The 16,149-nt window shown below is 69.5% G+C and carries 13 protein-coding genes; 9 read left to right on the top strand and 4 right to left on the bottom strand.

The window, feature by feature from the left end; all coding sequences use genetic code 11:
* Positions 1-259 precede the first annotated feature (259 nt).
* From der to RS883_RS14455, 3 genes are all read left to right on the top strand, one after another.
* The gene (der, locus tag RS883_RS14465) at positions 260-1,606 is read left to right on the top strand and encodes a ribosome biogenesis GTPase Der (protein ID WP_315760885.1); all 1,347 of its coding nucleotides are present in this window, start codon (positions 260-262) and stop codon (positions 1,604-1,606) included.
* A complete protein-coding gene (locus tag RS883_RS14460; protein ID WP_315760884.1) occupies positions 1,603-1,803 on the top strand; it encodes a sulfurtransferase TusA family protein in 201 nt (66 codons plus the stop codon). The genes der and RS883_RS14460 overlap by 4 nt, the downstream gene beginning before the upstream one ends.
* Before the next feature lie 73 nt (positions 1,804-1,876).
* Positions 1,877-2,296, top strand: coding sequence for an Hpt domain-containing protein (locus tag RS883_RS14455; RefSeq protein WP_315760883.1), 420 nt, complete (start codon positions 1,877-1,879; stop codon positions 2,294-2,296).
* 437 nt (positions 2,297-2,733) lie between these two features.
* On the opposite strand, the gene RS883_RS14450 is transcribed toward RS883_RS14455, so the two are convergent.
* Positions 2,734-3,909, bottom strand: a complete 1,176-nt coding sequence (locus RS883_RS14450; RefSeq protein ID WP_315760882.1) for an acetyl-CoA C-acyltransferase — start codon at positions 3,907-3,909, stop codon at positions 2,734-2,736.
* Between the two features lie 130 nt (positions 3,910-4,039).
* Positions 4,040-4,492: a MaoC family dehydratase gene (locus RS883_RS14445; RefSeq protein WP_315760881.1), complete on the bottom strand. Its 453-nt coding sequence runs from the start codon at positions 4,490-4,492 to the stop codon at positions 4,040-4,042.
* A 92-nt stretch (positions 4,493-4,584) separates the two neighbouring features.
* Between RS883_RS14445 and RS883_RS14440 the strand changes: the two genes are divergently transcribed.
* Complete coding sequence (locus tag RS883_RS14440) at positions 4,585-7,554, top strand: L-glutamate gamma-semialdehyde dehydrogenase (protein ID WP_315760880.1); 2,970 nt, start codon at positions 4,585-4,587, stop codon at positions 7,552-7,554.
* 497 nt (positions 7,555-8,051) lie between these two features.
* Here RS883_RS14440 and RS883_RS14435 read toward each other — a convergent pair whose 3' ends face one another.
* The gene (locus tag RS883_RS14435; protein ID WP_315760879.1) at positions 8,052-9,272 is read right to left on the bottom strand and encodes an argininosuccinate synthase; all 1,221 of its coding nucleotides are present in this window, start codon (positions 9,270-9,272) and stop codon (positions 8,052-8,054) included.
* Between the two features lie 32 nt (positions 9,273-9,304).
* Positions 9,305-10,609, bottom strand: a complete 1,305-nt coding sequence (locus RS883_RS14430; protein WP_315760878.1) for an MATE family efflux transporter — start codon at positions 10,607-10,609, stop codon at positions 9,305-9,307.
* A 340-nt stretch (positions 10,610-10,949) separates the two neighbouring features.
* Here RS883_RS14430 and RS883_RS14425 point away from each other — a divergent pair, with 340 nt between their 5' ends.
* Genes RS883_RS14425 through RS883_RS14405 form a run of 5 tightly spaced genes read left to right on the top strand, consistent with a single transcriptional unit; the run spans position 10,950 to position 16,135 of the window.
* The gene (locus RS883_RS14425; protein ID WP_315760877.1) at positions 10,950-11,432 is read left to right on the top strand and encodes a division/cell wall cluster transcriptional repressor MraZ; all 483 of its coding nucleotides are present in this window, start codon (positions 10,950-10,952) and stop codon (positions 11,430-11,432) included.
* Positions 11,429-12,367 (top strand): 16S rRNA (cytosine(1402)-N(4))-methyltransferase RsmH, encoded by a 939-nt coding sequence (rsmH, locus tag RS883_RS14420; RefSeq protein ID WP_315760876.1) that lies wholly within the window; start codon positions 11,429-11,431, stop codon positions 12,365-12,367. The genes RS883_RS14425 and rsmH overlap by 4 nt, the downstream gene beginning before the upstream one ends.
* The gene (locus tag RS883_RS14415) at positions 12,367-13,023 is read left to right on the top strand and encodes a hypothetical protein (protein WP_315760875.1); all 657 of its coding nucleotides are present in this window, start codon (positions 12,367-12,369) and stop codon (positions 13,021-13,023) included. The genes rsmH and RS883_RS14415 overlap by 1 nt, the downstream gene beginning before the upstream one ends.
* A complete protein-coding gene (locus RS883_RS14410) occupies positions 13,020-14,720 on the top strand; it encodes a penicillin-binding protein 2 (RefSeq protein WP_315760874.1) in 1,701 nt (566 codons plus the stop codon). The genes RS883_RS14415 and RS883_RS14410 overlap by 4 nt, the downstream gene beginning before the upstream one ends.
* The gene (locus tag RS883_RS14405; protein ID WP_315760873.1) at positions 14,720-16,135 is read left to right on the top strand and encodes a UDP-N-acetylmuramoyl-L-alanyl-D-glutamate--2,6-diaminopimelate ligase; all 1,416 of its coding nucleotides are present in this window, start codon (positions 14,720-14,722) and stop codon (positions 16,133-16,135) included. Before RS883_RS14410 ends, RS883_RS14405 begins: the two co-directional genes overlap by 1 nt.
* The last annotated feature ends 14 nt before the right edge of the window (positions 16,136-16,149 follow it).

Below are 16,149 nucleotides of genomic sequence, written 5' to 3'. Positions count from 1 at the left end.
TTCGTGCTGAGTAGCGGCTGAGCGAAGGCGAAGACGCGTATCGAAGCACCGATTGGCGGTCCTTCGATACGCCATCTCGACAAGCTCAATGGCTACTCAGGACGAACGGAGCGGGGACTGCCTCACGCCCCGTTCGCGCTGAGCCTGTCGAAGCACGTGCCTCACGCACGTCGCTCGCGCCACGTCCTTCGACAAGCTCGGGACGAACAGTGTATAGGGCGCCGCGCTCCCGCTTCGTTACCTCTCCGAAAGCTCCCCAATGCCGCTACCCACCGTCGCCATCATCGGGCGCCCCAATGTCGGCAAGTCGACGCTGTTCAACCGGCTGGTCGGCAAGAAGCTGGCGCTGGTCGACGATCAGCCCGGCGTCACGCGCGACCGGCGCGAGGGCGACGCGACTTTGCTCGGCTGCGACTTTCGCGTCATCGACACCGCAGGGTTCGAGGATGAGGACGCCGCTTCGCTCCCCGGCCGGATGCGCCAGCAGACCGAGGCGGCGCTGCGCGAGGCTGACGTCGCGCTGTTCCTGGTCGATGCGCGGCAGGGCCTGACCCCGCTCGACGAAGAGGTCGCCCGCTGGCTGCGCGCCGCCGACGTTCCCGTCATCCTCGCCGCCAACAAGGCCGAGGGGCGGCTCGCCGAATCGAGCATCTACGAGGCGATGGCGCTCGGCTTCGACGATCCGATCGCGCTGTCGGCCGAGCATGGCGAGGGGATCGCCGACCTGTTCGATTCGCTGCGCCCCTATATCGACCGCCCCGACCTGGAGGCGGAGATCGAGGACGCGGACAGCCCCGACGCACCGCTCAAGCTCGCAATCGTCGGCCGGCCGAATGCGGGCAAGTCGACGCTCATCAACAAGCTGCTCGGCGAGGATCGTCTCATCACCGGGCCGGAGGCGGGGATCACCCGCGATTCGATCGCGGTCGACTGGGAATGGCAGGGCCGCCGCGTCCGCCTGATCGACACTGCCGGCATGCGCAAGCGTGCCAAGGTGCAGGAGAAGCTGGAGAAGCTGTCGGTCGCCGACGCGCTCCGCGCGATCGACTTTGCCGAGGTCGTCGTGATCCTGCTCGATGCGACCAAGGGGCTTGAGGGCCAGGACCTCAAGATCGCCGACAAGGTGATTTCGGAGGGGCGCGCGATCATGATCGTCCTCAACAAATGGGACGTGGCCGAGAACGCGTCCTATCTGTTCAACGGGGTCAAGGCGGCGCTCGACGACGGGCTCGCGCAGGTGAAGGGCGTGCCGCTGCTCACCACGTCGGGCGCGACCGGCAAGGGCCTGGACACGATGCTCAAGGTTGCGTTCGAGACGCGCGAGGCATGGAGCCGCCGCGTGTCGACCGGCGCGCTCAACCGCTGGTTCGAGCGCGCGATCGAGGCCAATCCGCCCCCCGCGCCCGGCGGCAAGCGGATCAAGCCGCGCTACATCACTCAGAACAACACCCGCCCGCCCAGCTTCGTGCTGTTCGGCACCCGCGTCGACCAGCTGCCCGAGAGCTATCGCCGCTACCTGGTCAATGGTCTTCGCCGTGAGTTCGATTTCGGCGCGGTGCCGGTGCGGCTGCACCTGCGCGCGCCCAAGAACCCGTTCGACCCGTGATCGTCGACGCGCGCGGCCTGCGCTGTCCCTGGCCGGCGCTGCGCGCGGCGCGGGTGTTGCGGAGCGCGCCGACGGTGGAGATCGAGGCCGACGACCCCGCCGCCGCGCGCGAGCTGGCGGCGCTGGCGAGCGCGCAGGGGCTTGAGTTCGAAGCGCTTTCACCCGGCCGCTTCCGCATTTCGCAACCGCGCGGGTAACCCTTCCTTTAGCATCCGCCGCCTAGATTGCCGGCGAGTGTTCACGCGCGGTGCGGGGGCAGGAGGGCGCGCAATGACTTTGTCGGTCGACGACCGATCGCTGGTGAACTGGCAGAGCTATGCGCAGGCCCGCGCCGAGCTCGGCGCCAATTTCGTGCGCATTCTCGGCTATTTCCGTGAGGACGGCGCCAAGTCGGTCGCTGCGATCGAGGCAGCGATGCGCGCGCGATCGGCGACCGGGCTGGTGGTGCCGGCGCACACGCTGAAGGGCGAATCGCGTCAGTTCGGCGCCGACCCGCTCGCCGACCTGGCCGAAACCATCGAAGTCGCCGCGCGCGGCTGTATCGAGCGTCACGATGCGCCCGACCTGCTCGTCGAGCCGGTGGTGCAACTCCGCCCGCTGTTCGAAGCGACGCTGACGCTGCTGGAGCGCGAGGCGAACCCGCTGGTTATGCGCCGCCCGGGCGGCTTCGGCCGCCGCGCGGTGGGGTGAGGGCACCTTTAAGCGCGCCGGTTACTTCTAAATCTTCGTTCCCCGGCGAAGGCCGGAGCCCAGCTGCGGGCCGATCACGATCGAGCGTACCGCGCTGTCACGAGAGCCTCCCCACCTGGACCCCGGCCTTCGCCGGGGAGGTAGGTAAAGGGGAGGATGCGAACCTCATCCCCCACCGTTCCTGCTGAGTAGAGACCGAGCAGCCCGCAGGGCGTTTCGAGGGCTCGTATCGAAGCACGGTCACGCGCGCCGACCTCCTTCGATACACCACCTCGATACGCTCTAACGAGCTACTCGGCGGCTACTCAGGACGAACGGGGAGGGCGAGGCTCATCCAATATCGTCACCCCGGACTTGATCCGCGGTCCCGCTTTCTTCGCAACGATAGCCAGAAGAAGCGGGATTTCGGATCAAGTCCGGGATGACGAAGAAGGCCCTCAAAGCACCTCGAACAGCCCCGCCGCGCCCATGCCGCCGCCGACGCACATCGTCACGACGACGTACTTCGCGCCGCGGCGCTTGCCCTCGATCAGGGCGTGGCCGGTCATGCGGGCGCCCGACATGCCATAGGGATGGCCGATCGAGATCGAGCCGCCATTGACGTTGAGGAGCTCGTCCGGGATGCCCAGCTTGTCGCGGCAATAGAGCACCTGCACCGCGAACGCTTCGTTGAGCTCCCACAGGCCGATATCGTCCATCTTGAGCTCGAACCGCTCGAGCAGCTTGGGGATTGCGAAGACGGGGCCGATGCCCATCTCGTCGGGCTCGGTGCCCGCCACCGCCATGCCGACATAGCGGCCGAGCGGGGTCAGGCCGCGCCGGGTGGCGACGCTTTCCTCCATCAGGACGCATGCCGACGAGCCGTCGGACAGCTGGCTGGCATTGCCCGCGGTGATGACGCCGCCGGGGATGACGGGCTGGAGCGCGGCCAGACCCTCGGCCGAGGTGTCGGGCCGGTTGCCCTCGTCCTTGGAAAGGGTGACTTCCTTCTGGCTGACCTCCTTGGTCGCCTTGTCGACGACGTTCATCGTCGCGGTGACGGGGACGATCTCGTCGTCGAACTTGCCCGCAGCCTGCGCGGCGGCGGTGCGCTGCTGCGACTGGAGGCCATAGGCGTCCTGCGTCTCGCGATCGATGCCATAGCGCTTGGCGACCGTCTCTGCGGTCTGGAGCATCGGCATGTACACGTCCTTGTGCATCGCCAGCAGCTCCGGATCGGGCGCGATCCGCATCTGCGGGGTCTGAACGAGGCTGATCGATTCGACGCCGCCGCCGACGACGATATCCATGCGGTCGTGGACGATCTGCTTGGCGGCGGTGGCGATCGCCATCAGGCCGCTGGCGCACTGGCGATCGACGGTCATCCCGGCGACGGTGACCGGCAGGCCGGCGCGCAGCGCGATCTGGCGCGCGACATTGGTCGACTGGTGCCCCTGCTGGAGCGCGGCGCCGATGATGACGTCGTCGACCTCGCCCCCCTCGATCCCGGCACGCTGGACCGCGGCCTCGACCGACTTCGAGCCCAGCGTCTGCGCGGGCAGGTTGTTGAACGCACCGCGATAGGCGCGGCCGATCGGCGTGCGGGCAGTGGAGACGATGACGGCGGAACGCATGGCTGGTCGGTCCTTCTACCCCCCTCCCGCTTGCGGGAGGGGTTGGGGGTGGGCGGGGCCGCGAACGTCGCGCTTGCAGGGCCGAAGGCCCACCCCCGACCCCTCCCGCAAGCGGGAGGGGAGATTAGGCTCAAACGAACAACTGGCTGATCCATTCGGCGATGAGCGCGGGCTTGTCCTCGCCCTCGATCTCGACGGTGAATTCGGTGGTCTGCTGCCACTGGCCCGGCCGTTTCTCGGTGAGCTCGAGCAGCTTGAAATGGCCGCGCACGCGCGAGCCCGAACGGACGGGCGTCAGGAAGCGGACGCGGTTGCCGCCATAGTTGACGCCCATCGCCACGCCCTCGATCGCCAGCCCCTCGGTCCGCTGCGACAGCATCGGCATCAGCGACAGTGTCAGGAAACCGTGCGCGATGGTGCCGCCAAACGGCGTCGCGGCGGCCCGCACGGTATCGACATGGATGTACTGGCGGTCGCCCGTCGCCTCGGCAAAGGCGTCGATCATCGACTGGCCCACGGTCACCCAGTCCGACGTACGGGTCGTTCCGACCTCGGCAGCGCGCTGGGTGATGGTGACGGGCATTTCCTCTCCGCAGGCTTTGGCGCTAAGCGCGCTCCATCCTCTAGTGGCCGGGCGGGATCGCTCGCAAGCCCAAAGAAACCGGAAACACGAAAATGCAGACCGCCCTAACGTCACCCGCCCGCGATGCGCTGGCAAAACTGCACCGCGCGAGCGAACCCGATGTTCTAAAGCCGCTGCTGGAGCGCGCGCGCCTGACCCCCGAGTCGCGCGGCCGGGTGCTGGGCCACGCCGCCGGGCTGATCGCCGACCTGCGCGCCGCGCAGACCAAGGGGTGGGTCAACCAGTTCCTTCAGGAATATCGCCTCAATTCGTCCGAGGGCGTGGCGCTGCTCAGCCTGGCCGAGGCGTTCCTGCGCGTGCCCGATCCGGAGACCGCCGACCTCCTGATCGCCGACAAGCTGGGCGACGCCGACTGGCGGTCGCACACGGGCAAGTCGAACTCGGCACTCGTCAACTCGGCGACCTGGGGTCTGGTCGTCGGCCGCGCGCTGGTGGGCGAGGGGGCGGCGGGCGCGCTCAAGCGCCTCATCAGCCGCGCCGGCGAGCCGTTCGTGCGCCAGGCGGTCGGGGCGGCGATGCGGATGATGGGCGAGGTCTTCGTGATGGGTCGCACCATCGACGAAGCCGCCAAGCGGATGCGCAAGCCCGAAAATCGCGGCTTCACCGCCAGCTTCGACATGCTGGGCGAGGCGGCGCGGACCCAGGCGGATGCGGAGCGCTATTTCGAGGCTTATCGCGGCGCGATCGCGGCGGTCGGCCGCGACCCGTCGGCGGGCCACTCGATCAGCGTCAAGCTGTCGGCGCTCCATCCGCGCTATGAGGTCGCGCAGTGGGACCGCTGCGTCCCCGAATTGAGCGACATGCTGATCCAGCTTGCACGCCAGGCGGCGGGTCACGGCATCGCGCTGACCGTCGATGCCGAGGAGAGCGAGCGGCTGGAGATGAGCCTGGAGATCATCGGCGCGGTGGCGCGGGTGCCGGAGCTTACCGGCTGGGACGGTTATGGCATGGCGGTGCAGGCCTATGGCAAGCGCGCGCGCGCCGTCATCCGCTGGGCCGATGCGCTCGGCCGGATCATGAACGTCCGGCTGGTCAAGGGCGCCTATTGGGACAGCGAGATCAAGCGCACCCAGGTCGAGGGGCTGTCCGACTATCCGCTGTTCACGCGCAAGGCCGCGACCGACGTCTCCTATCTCGCCTGCGCGCGCGACATGCTGGAGGCGGTGCACATCCGCCCGGCGTTCGCCAGCCACAACGCGCTGACGGTCGCCACCATCCTCGAATGGGCGGGCGACAGCCGCGATTTCGAGTTCCAGCGGCTGCACGGCATGGGCGAGGGGCTGTACGAGCGGCTGGTCCGCGAAGCGGGCTACCACTGCCGCATCTATGCGCCGGTCGGCGGGCACCGCGACCTGCTCGCCTATCTCGTCCGCCGGCTCCTCGAGAACGGCGCGAATTCGAGCTTCGTCCATCAGCTCGCCGACGAGCATCTGACCGACGAGGAACTGCTCGCCGACCCGGTCGAGAAGATCGCGGCGGTGGGCGGCTCTCGCCATCCGTCGATCCCGCTGCCCAAGGACCTGTTCGGTGCCTGGGGCAACAGCGGCGGCATCGACCTGCAGGACCGTGCGATCCTGAAGGCGACCACCGACACCATCGCGACCACGTCCGTCCCGCAGACTTCGCGCGCGCGTGAGGACGATGTGTCGCTCGCGATCGCCAAGGCGCAGGCCGCGTTCCCCGCCTGGAACGCACGGTCGCCCGAGGAGCGCGCCGCGATCCTGGAACGCTACGCCGACCTGCTCGAGGCCAACCGCGCCGAGCTGATGGCGATCTGCGTCAAGGAGGCGTTCAAGACGATCCCCGACGCGCTGGGCGAGATCCGCGAGGCGGCCGATTTCTGCCGCTATTACGCGATGCAGGCACGCGGCATCCTCGCGCCCCGTGCGCTGCCCGGGCCGACGGGCGAGCGCAACGAGCTTCGCCTTTGCGGCCGTGGCACCTGGGCGACGATCGCGCCGTGGAACTTCCCGCTGGCGATCTTCACCGGCCAGAACGCCGCCGCGCTCGTCACCGGCAACACCGTCGTCGCCAAGCCCGCGCCGCAGACGCCGCTGATCGCCGCGCGCGCGGTCGAGCTGGCGCATGAGGCGGGCGTTCCCGCCGACGCGCTGGTGCTGGTGACCGGCGGGCCGGAGGTCGGCGCCGCGCTGACCACCGACGCGCGCATTGCCGGCGTCGCCTTCACCGGATCGACGCCGACCGCCAAGAAGATCGCGCGCGCGCTGCTGGAAGGCGACAACCGGGCGATCGTGCCGCTGATCGCCGAGACCGGCGGCGTCAACGCGATGATCGTCGATTCGACCGCGCTTCCCGAGCAGGTCGTCGCCGACGTCGTCACCAGCGCCTTCCGCTCGGCGGGCCAGCGCTGCTCTGCGCTTCGCCTCCTCATCCTTCAGGAGGAGATTGCCGAGCCGATCCTGGAGATGCTGGCGGGCGCGATGCAGCTGCTCGTCATCGGCGATCCGGGCGACCCGCGCACCGATGTGGGACCGGTGATCGACGATGCGGCGTACGAGAAGCTGATGGACTATCGCGAGGCCAGGCGCGGCGACTGGATTGCCACGGTGGACGTGCCGGAAACGGGCCGCTTTGTGCCCCCGACGGCGATCCGGCTGGGGTCGATCGAGGCTCTCGACACCGAATGGTTCGGGCCGCTGCTCCACGTCGCGACCTGGCCCGCGGGCGAGCTCACCCGCACGATCGAGCGCGTCAACGCCAAGCGGTTCGGCCTGACCATGGGCCTCCACAGCCGCATCGCACGGTCGGCCGAGATCGCCGAGGCCAAGGCGCATGTCGGCAACCTCTACGTCAACCGGTCGATGATTGGCGCGGTAGTCGGCTCGCAGCCGTTCGGCGGCGAGGGGCTGTCGGGAACGGGGCCAAAGGCGGGCGGACCGAACTACCTGCCACGCTTCTGCGCGGAGCGCGCGGTGTCAGTCGACACGACGAGCGCCGGGGGGAATGCGACGCTGTTGAGTCTGGACGAGGGCGGGATTTGATCCGCGCGGGGATCCATCCTCCGTTCGTCCTGAGTAGCCGCTGAGCTTTTCGAAGCGGCGTATCGAAGGACCTGCGCGGGATGGTCCTTCGATACGGGTCTTCGGCTGCGCTCAGCCCCTACTCAGGACGAACGGGCGGTACAATCCGTTCGTGCTGAGCTTGTCGAAGCACGTGCCGGAGGCGGTGCCCTTCGTGGCACGCCGCTCGACAAGCTCAGGGCGAACGGTTCTTTTGTCAGCGTTCGCTTCGAGCGAAGTCGTGAAGCGGCTGCGGCTTGGCTTCGCTCGCCAAGGGTTCTCGACTTCGCTCGAACCGAACGGGGCGGATGACGTTCCCTAACGCTCAACCGTCACCCCGGACTTGTTCCGGGGTCCACCGCTCCGCAGACCACGTCGCCAGAGGCTCGAACCGCTGCGCAAGCCGAACCGTGGACCCCGGAACAAGTCCGGGGTGACGATGGTCGCGCGGGCAGGCGCGCCCACCCGGGATCCCAGCCTCAACCCTCGCCGCGGCGCCCCAACAACCGCAGCCGCAGCGCGTTCAGCTTGATGAACCCAGCCGCGTCGCGCTGGTCGTATGCGCCGGCGTCGTCCTCGAACGTCACGACCTTCTCGCTGTACAGCGTGTTCGGCGACTTGCGGCCGACGACGTACACCCCGCCCTTGTAGAGCTTGAGCCGCACCGTGCCCGCGACCTTTTCCTGGCTGTGGTCGATCGCCGCCTGGAGCATCTCGCGCTCGGGCGCGAACCAGAAGCCGTTGTAGATGAGCTCCGCATAGCGCGGCATCAGCTCGTCCTTCAGGTGCGCGGCGCCGCGGTCGAGGGTGATCTGCTCGATCCCGCGATGCGCGGCGGCATAGATGGTGCCGCCCGGCGTCTCGTACATGCCGCGCGACTTCATGCCGACGAAGCGATTCTCGACCAGGTCGAGGCGGCCGATCCCGTGCTTGCGGCCGAGTTCGTTCAGCGCGGCGAGCAGCGTCGCCGGCGACATCGCCTCGCCATTGAGCGCGATGCCGTCGCCGCGCTCGAAATCGAGGGTGATGTATTCCGGCGCGTCGGGCGCATCCTCCGGGTTCACCGTGCGCGAATAGACATAGTCCGGCGTCTCGACCCACGGATCCTCAAGCACCAGGCCCTCGGACGAAGTGTGGAGCAGGTTGGCGTCGGTCGAGAACGGGCTCTCGCCGCGCTTGTCCTTGGGCACCGGGATCTGGTGCGCCTCGGCAAAGGCGATCAGCGCGCTGCGGCTGGTCAGGTCCCACTCACGCCAGGGCGCGATAACCTTGATGTCGGGATTGAGCGCATAGGCCGACAGCTCGAAGCGGACCTGGTCGTTGCCCTTGCCGGTGGCGCCGTGGCTGACCGCGTCGGCGCCCACCTCGGCGGCGATCTCGATCAGTCGCTTCGAGATGAGCGGGCGGGCGATCGACGTGCCGAGGAGATAGAGGCCCTCGTAGAGCGCGTTGGCGCGCATCATCGGGAAGACGAAGTCGCGGACGAACTCCTCGCGCAGGTCGTCGATATAGATGTGCTCGGGCCGCACGCCCATCAGCTCGGCCTTCGCGCGCGCGGGCTCCAGCTCCTCGCCCTGGCCGAGATCCGCGGTGAAGGTGACAACCTCGCAATTATAGGTCTGCTGGAGCCATTTCAGGATCACGCTGGTGTCGAGGCCACCGGAATAGGCAAGGACGACGCGCTTGATCGGATCGGACATGGCAGGCTCCAGTTCGGGGGTCGCGCGCGCCTCTAGGGCGTCGGGGCAAGGCGGCGCAAGAGGCCGGGCCAATAGAGGCCGAGCGCGAGCGCGCGCCAGCCATAGCCGGTGAGGAGCGCGAGCCAGATGCCGGCCGCGCCGAGCGGGCGGAGCGCGAGGTCGGTGGCGACATAGGCGGCGGTGGAGAGGAGTGCGGCGTCGCGAAGCGCGCGGCCCTGCGTCGCGCCGATGAACACGCCGTCGAGCAGCCAGGCGGGCGTGCCAGCCAGCGGGATGATCGCGACGATCGGGAGCAGCCCGGCGGCGATCGCGCGCACCTCCGCGCTCGTCGTCAAGAGCGCGACGAACGCCTCGCCGCCGAATGCGATCGCCAGCGCGAAGGCGACCGCGGTGGCAAGGCAGAACTCGCCCACCAGCCGCACCGCGCGCAGAATCGCCGGGCGATCACGCTTGCCGATCGCCGACCCGACCCGCGCCTCGGCGGTGAAGCAGAAGCCGTCGAGCACGAACGCGCTGACCGCGACGAACTGCATCAGCACCTGCTGCGCCGCCAGCGTCTCGGCGCCCAGCCGCGCGCCGGCATTGGTGAACCAGGCGAACAAAGCGAGCAGCGCCAGCGTGCGGATCATCAGGTCGCGATTGACCGCGAACAGCCGCGCGAGCGCCGCGCGGTCGAACAGCCGCGCCGCGCCGCCGCGCCAGCCGCTCCGCGTCGCGACGATCGCAGCGGCGACGGCGATCCAGTCCGCGCACGCGGTCGCCAGCCCGACACCGCGCACGCCCCAGCCCAGCTCCCACACGAACAGCGTCGTCAGTGCGATATTGGCAAGGTTGAGGACAAGCTGGACGCCGAGCGCCGCCCGCGTCCGCCCCAGCCCGAGCAGCCAGCCATTGGCGGCATAGAAGGCGAGCGCCGCGGGCGCGCCGAACAGCCGCGCAGTGACATAGGCGCGCGTCGCCGCATCAAGCGCATCGCCGCCCGCCATCAGCGACAGCGCGGCGGGCACGATCACGATCTGGAGTGCGAACAGCAACGCGCCGAGCGCCCCGCCGAGCAGCAAACCGCGGCGGAGCAATGCCGCGACCTCAGCCTCGTCTCCCGCACCGCTCGCCTGCGCGGTCAGGCCGGTCATCCCCATGCGGAGGAAGCCGAACGCCCAGAACAGGAAATTGACGATGGTCGTGCCCAGCGCGACCGCCGCCAGCGCGGTCGCGTCGCCCGTCCGGCCGATCACCGCGGTGTCGACGATGCCGACCAGCGGGATCGTCGCCTGCCCGACCATGATTGGCCAGGCCTGCGCCAGGATCGCGCGGCGGGTGAGGGTGGGGGCGGACATCGCCGCGCGCTTAGGACGGCTCGCCGGCCGGGTCCATCGCCGGCCTCGCCAGCCCAAACAGGCGCTTACCCTGCCAAACCTGCCACAATGATGCACATCAGCCTTCGTGCGTCACTCGACAGAGTACCGCCTTTGGGCCAGGGGTGGCAGAACACCCCACGAACATTGCTTCCTGTGGGGAAAAATGGGGTCAAATGGGGGCAAATGGATTGAACGGTAACGTACGCTCTGTTATCGCTTCCAACAGGGGGCACACTCCTTTCCAACGTTCGAATTCGACCGGGGCCAAGTGGTTGGTTTTCGGAACGGGAGAGCGTGTGCGCCGCCCTTGAGGATGTGCGTGCTGAACAGGGACCTCTTTCACGGCTTTTCGCTTCAGTCGGTCGACGACAAGGGTCGCGTCGCGATCCCCGCCGACCTGCGCGAGACGCTGGACGGCAATTCGCCGGCGAAGCAGGTCCTCATCACCCGCCACGCGACGCTGCCGTGCCTGGTCTGCTATGACGCCGGCTGGGCGCAGGAACTGAACGAGCGCCTGAACAACGCCGCCCGCGCCGCCAAGGCGGAGGGCAAGCCCTTCGACGAGACCGCCGAGCGCCGCGCACAGCGTGCCGAAAAGGCGACCTATGACGCCAATGGTCGCTTCGTGATCCCGGGCTTCGAGCGCGAGCGCGTCGGCATCGCCAAATGGGCCTTCTTCGCGGGCGACAGCGACACGTTCCAGATCTGGTCGCCCGAGGTGTTGATGGCGGCCGACATCGACGACGATGACCTGAAGGACCGCTGCCGCTATTATGCCGCGGCGAAGAAGGTGGCGCTGTGAGCGCCGCGCCGCACATCCCCGTGCTGCTGGACGAGGTGATCGACGCGCTCGCGATCCAGCCGGGCGAGGCCCATGTCGACGCCACCTTCGGCGCGGGTGGCTATACCCGTGCGATGCTGGCGGCGGGGGCGCGCGTGATCGCGTTCGATCGTGACCCGGACGCGATCCGCGACGGCCAGGCGTTGGTAACGGAAGCGGCGGGCGCGCTGCGGCTGGTGGAATCGCCCTTCTCGGCGCTCGACGCGGCGCTGGGCGACGAGCCGGTCGCGGGCGTCGTCATGGACATCGGCGTCTCCTCGATGCAGCTCGACCGGCCCGAGCGCGGCTTCTCGTTCCAGTCGGACGGCCCGCTCGACATGCGGATGAGCCAGTCGGGCGAGAGCGCCGCCGACTTCGTCAACGAGGCGGACGAGGCGGTGATCGCCGACATCCTCTCGCGCTATGGCGAGGAGCCGCGCGCGCGCCGCGTCGCCAAGGCGATCGTGTCGGCGCGCCCGATCCTGCGCACCGGCGAGCTGGCGTCGGTCGTCCGCCGTGCGCTCGGCTATCGGCCGCACGACAAGAAGGATCCGGCGACGCGGACTTTCCAGGCGATCCGTATCCACCTCAATGCCGAGCTCGACGAGCTGGCCGAGGGGCTGGTCGCGGCCGAGCGGGCGCTGATGCCCGGCGGCCGGCTGGCGGTGGTGACCTTCCACAGCCTGGAGGACCGGATGGTCAAGCGCTTCCTGCGCGAACGGTCGGGCAGCGAGCCCGCCGGTTCGCGCCACCGCCCCGCGGCCGTTGCCGCGCGGGCACCCAGTTTCGAGTCGCCCGAGCGCGCTGTGCGCCCGGGCGAGGCCGAGCTTGCGCGCAACCCGCGCGCACGATCGGCCACCTTACGCGTAGCAAAGCGGACCGGGGCGGCAGCCTGGTCCGCGAATGGAGGGCAATGATGGCGACCCAGCGGTTGAAGGGCTTCGGATGGTTCGTCTGCGGCGTGCTCGTGGCGCCGCCCTGCTATCTGGTGTCGAGCTGGGTCGCGGCCGAGCGCGCCAAGGTCGAGAGCCTGGAGCGCGCGATCCTGTCGGCGCGCCGCGACATCCGCGACCTGGAGACCGAGTTCCAGACGCGCGCCAACCTGGCGCAGCTCGAGCGCTGGAACGGCGACGTCCTCGCGCTCGCCGCGCCGCGCCCCGACCAGTATGTCGCGAGCGAAGAGGCGCTGGCGCAGCTCCACTTTGCGCCCGCGGGTGAGGGCGCGGTGCACCCTGCCAGCTACATCGTCCCCGCCGGCTATGCCGCCAGCACGCCGCTGCCCGCGGTGCCCGCCGCTGCCCCGGCGGTCGCCGCGACTGCGCCTGCCGCGCCGTCGCCCGCCGCGACCAAGCCCGAGGCGACGCCGGCCGCGCCCGTCCGCCGCGCGCCCGCGCCGGTGGCGCTCGCCGCCGCGGCGCCGCTCAGCCCGGATCGCGCGATCGTGACCTCGAAGCCAACGCCCAAGCCGGTGCGCAAGGCGCAGGCGGTGGCGATGCTCGACAACGTCCTGCTCAGCGACTCGACGCTGGGCGACCTCGCGCGCGGCGCCCGTGCCGAACGGTCCAAACGTTGATCGTCCTCGTCGCTCCCGGAACCCCCGATCGCCGCAAGGCGGGCGGGCAGCAGGCGCTGGTCCAGACCGCGCATGTGCGGCTGATGATCCTGATGCTGCTGTTCGCGGCGGGGATCTCGATCGTGCTCGCGCGTCTGGCGATGCTGGCGATCTTTGCCGAGCCCGCGTCCGGGCGCGACGCCGCCGCCGCGCTGGTGCCGATCCGCGGCGACATCGTCGATCGCAACGGCACCGCGCTCGCCCGCACGATCGATGCCTGGTCGATCGGCGTTCATCCCGACAAGGTGATCGGCGACAAGCTCCAGCTCGCCGACGAGCTGTCGGCGCTGATGCCCGAGCATGATGCGGCCTATTACTACAAGGCGCTGAGCTCCGGCGCGTCCTTCACCTATCTGCGTCGCCGCGCGCTTCCCGAGCTGGTGAACGCCGTGAACGCGCTGGGCGAGCCCGGCATCGCCTTCGCGCGCGAGCCGGAGCGCCTCTATCCGCAAACGACGCTCGCGGCGCATGCGCTCGGCAGCCTGAATTTCGACGGGCACGGCATCAGCGGCATGGAGAAGGTGCTCGACGCCGACCTCACCAACCCGGCGCTGAAAGGAAAGCCGGTCGCGCTGTCGATCGACCTGCGCGTTCAGGGCGCGCTGGAAAGCGAGCTCGGCCGGTCGATGGCGTCGTTCCAGGCGGCGGGCGCGGCGGGCGTCATCCTCGATGTCGCGACGGGCGAGGTCCGCGCGGTTGCCTCGCTGCCCAGCTTCAACCCCAACAAGCTGACCAGCGGCGGCGCGGGGCTGATGAACAACGTGACGCAGTCGGTCTATGAGCTGGGGTCGGTGTTCAAGCCGCTGACCGTGGCCGAGGCGATCGAGAGCGGCGTCGTGCCCGATATCTCGCGCCGCGTCGATGCGACCGCGCCGGTGCCGATCGGTCGCTTCCAGATTCGCGACGATCACCCCCAGCGCCGCTGGCTCAACATGCCCGAGCTGCTGATCTACTCGTCCAATATTGCGACGGCGCGTATCGCCGACGAAATGGGGCAGGGGCGGATGGAGCATCTGTTCAAGAAGCTCGGCTTCGACACCGCACCCGATATCGAGATTGAGAAGGCGCGCCCGCTATGGCCGCGCAATTGGGGCCGCGCAACGACGCTGACCACCGCTTACGGCCACGGCATCGCGGTGACGCCGCTCCATCTTGCCAGCGCCTATGCCGCGATGGTCAATGGCGGCGTGTGGCGCCCCGCGACGCTGCGCAAGGTCGAGCCAGGTCATGCCGCACAGGGTCGCCGCGTGTTCAGCGAGGGCACTAGCGCCAAGATGCGCGCGATGATGCGGCTGATCGTCCTCGAGGGGACGGGCCGCAAGGGCGAGGCGCCCGGCTACCGCGTCGGCGGCAAGACCGGCACCGGCGAGAAGCCGGGCGCCGGCGGCTACAGCAAGAAGATCAACGTCTCGACCTTCGCGGCGGCTTTCCCGATGGACGCACCACGCTATGTGGTGGTCGTCATGCTCGACTCGCCCAAGGGGAACGCCGAAAGCTTCGGCCTGACCACCGCCGCCTGGACCGCCGCCCCGGTGGTCAGCCGCGTCATCTCTCGCACCGGCCCGATCCTGGGCGTCGTCCCCGAACTGGACCGCGACGTCGACGTCAGCGGGCTGATGCCGCTGATCTGGCGCGGCGCCGCGGCGAAGGCGCACTGATGCGGCTGGGAACGCTGACCGGAACGGGCGAGGACCGCATCGTCACCGGCTTCGCCATCGACCATCGCAAGGTGGCGCCGGGCACCGTGTTCGGCGCCTTCGAAGGGATGCGCGTCAACGGCGAGGATTATGTCGATCAGGCGATCGCCGCCGGCGCCGTCGCCGTCGTCGCGCGGCCGCAGGTCCGCGTCGAGGGGGCGGCGCACATCGCGGCCGACAACCCGCGCGCCTGCTTCGCCGAGCTCGCATCGCGCTTCTTCGCGCCGTTTCCCGCCACCACGGCGGCAGTGACGGGGACCAACGGCAAGACTTCGACCGTTGAGATGACGCGCCAGCTCTGGCGGATGGCGGGCCAGCACGCCGCCTCGATCGGGACGCTGGGCGTCACCACCGCCGACGAGCGTGTCTCGACCGGGCTGACCACGCCCGACATCGTCACCTTCCTGTCCAACGTCGCCGGGCTCGCGCGCGAAGGCGTCACGCATCTCGCCTTCGAGGCGTCGAGCCACGGCCTGTCGCAATACCGGATCGAGGGGCTGCCGGTGCGCGCCGCGGCGTTCACCAATCTCAGCCGCGACCATCTCGATTATCACAAGGACATGGCGGAGTATTTCACCGCCAAGCTCCGCCTGTTCGCCGAGGTGCTCGATCCCGACGGCACCGCGGTGGTGTGGGTCGATGATCCGCATTCGGAGCGCGTGATCGACCTCGCCCGCATGCGCGGCAACCGGCTCATCACCGTGGGCGAGCATGGCGACACGCTGCGCCTCGTCCAGCGCGAGCCGAGCCTGCTGGGTCAGACGCTGACGATCGAGGCGGACGGCCAGCGCCATGTCGTCAAGCTGCCGCTAATCGGCGCGTACCAGGCCGCCAATGCGCTGGTCGCCGCGGGACTGGTGATCGCGTGCGGCGGCGAGGTGGCGGCGACGCTGGCGGGCCTTGCGCGGCTCCAGCCGGTCCGCGGGCGGCTCGAACGCGCGGCGATCGCGGCGTCGGGCGCGCCCGTCTATGTCGACTATGCCCATACGCCCGACGCGATCGAGGCGGCGATCGCGGCGCTGAAGCCCCACGCCGCGGGCCGGCTGATCGTCGTGTTCGGCGCCGGCGGCGACCGCGACACCGGCAAGCGCGAGCCGATGGGCGAGGCGGCGGCGCGCGGCGCCGACCTGGTCATCGTGACCGACGACAATCCCCGGACCGAGGACGCCGCCGCGATCCGCCGCGAGGTGCTAAAGGGCGCCCCCGGCGCCACCGAGATCGGCGACCGCCGCGAAGCGATCGCCCATGCCATCGCCCAGGCCGGGGCGGAGGACATCGTCCTCATCGCCGGCAAGGGGCACGAACAGGGTCAGATCGTCGGCGACCTGGTCCTGCCGTTCGACGACGTCACCGTCGCACGGGAGTGCGCGGCGTGAGTGGGTTCTCTTCC

The organism is Sphingomonas sp. Y38-1Y, assembly GCF_032391395.1.
Taxonomy (GTDB): Bacteria; Pseudomonadota; Alphaproteobacteria; order Sphingomonadales; family Sphingomonadaceae; genus Sphingomonas.
This window is presented reverse-complemented; position numbering and strand designations above follow the sequence as displayed.

Excerpts from the sequence above, each read along its gene's own strand:
- der (WP_315760885.1), top strand. The coding sequence starts at position 260 with ATGCCGCTACCCACCGTCGCCATCATCGGGCGCCCCAATGTCGGCAAG.
- RS883_RS14455 (WP_315760883.1), top strand. The coding sequence starts at position 1,877 with ATGACTTTGTCGGTCGACGACCGATCGCTGGTGAACTGGCAGAGCTAT.
- RS883_RS14450 (WP_315760882.1), bottom strand. The coding sequence starts at position 3,909 with ATGCGTTCCGCCGTCATCGTCTCCACTGCCCGCACGCCGATCGGCCGC.
- RS883_RS14445 (WP_315760881.1), bottom strand. The coding sequence starts at position 4,492 with ATGCCCGTCACCATCACCCAGCGCGCTGCCGAGGTCGGAACGACCCGT.
- RS883_RS14440 (WP_315760880.1), top strand. The coding sequence starts at position 4,585 with ATGCAGACCGCCCTAACGTCACCCGCCCGCGATGCGCTGGCAAAACTG.
- RS883_RS14435 (WP_315760879.1), bottom strand. The coding sequence starts at position 9,272 with ATGTCCGATCCGATCAAGCGCGTCGTCCTTGCCTATTCCGGTGGCCTC.
- RS883_RS14430 (WP_315760878.1), bottom strand. The coding sequence starts at position 10,609 with ATGTCCGCCCCCACCCTCACCCGCCGCGCGATCCTGGCGCAGGCCTGG.
- RS883_RS14415 (WP_315760875.1), top strand. The coding sequence starts at position 12,367 with ATGGCGACCCAGCGGTTGAAGGGCTTCGGATGGTTCGTCTGCGGCGTG.
- RS883_RS14405 (WP_315760873.1), top strand. The coding sequence starts at position 14,720 with ATGCGGCTGGGAACGCTGACCGGAACGGGCGAGGACCGCATCGTCACC.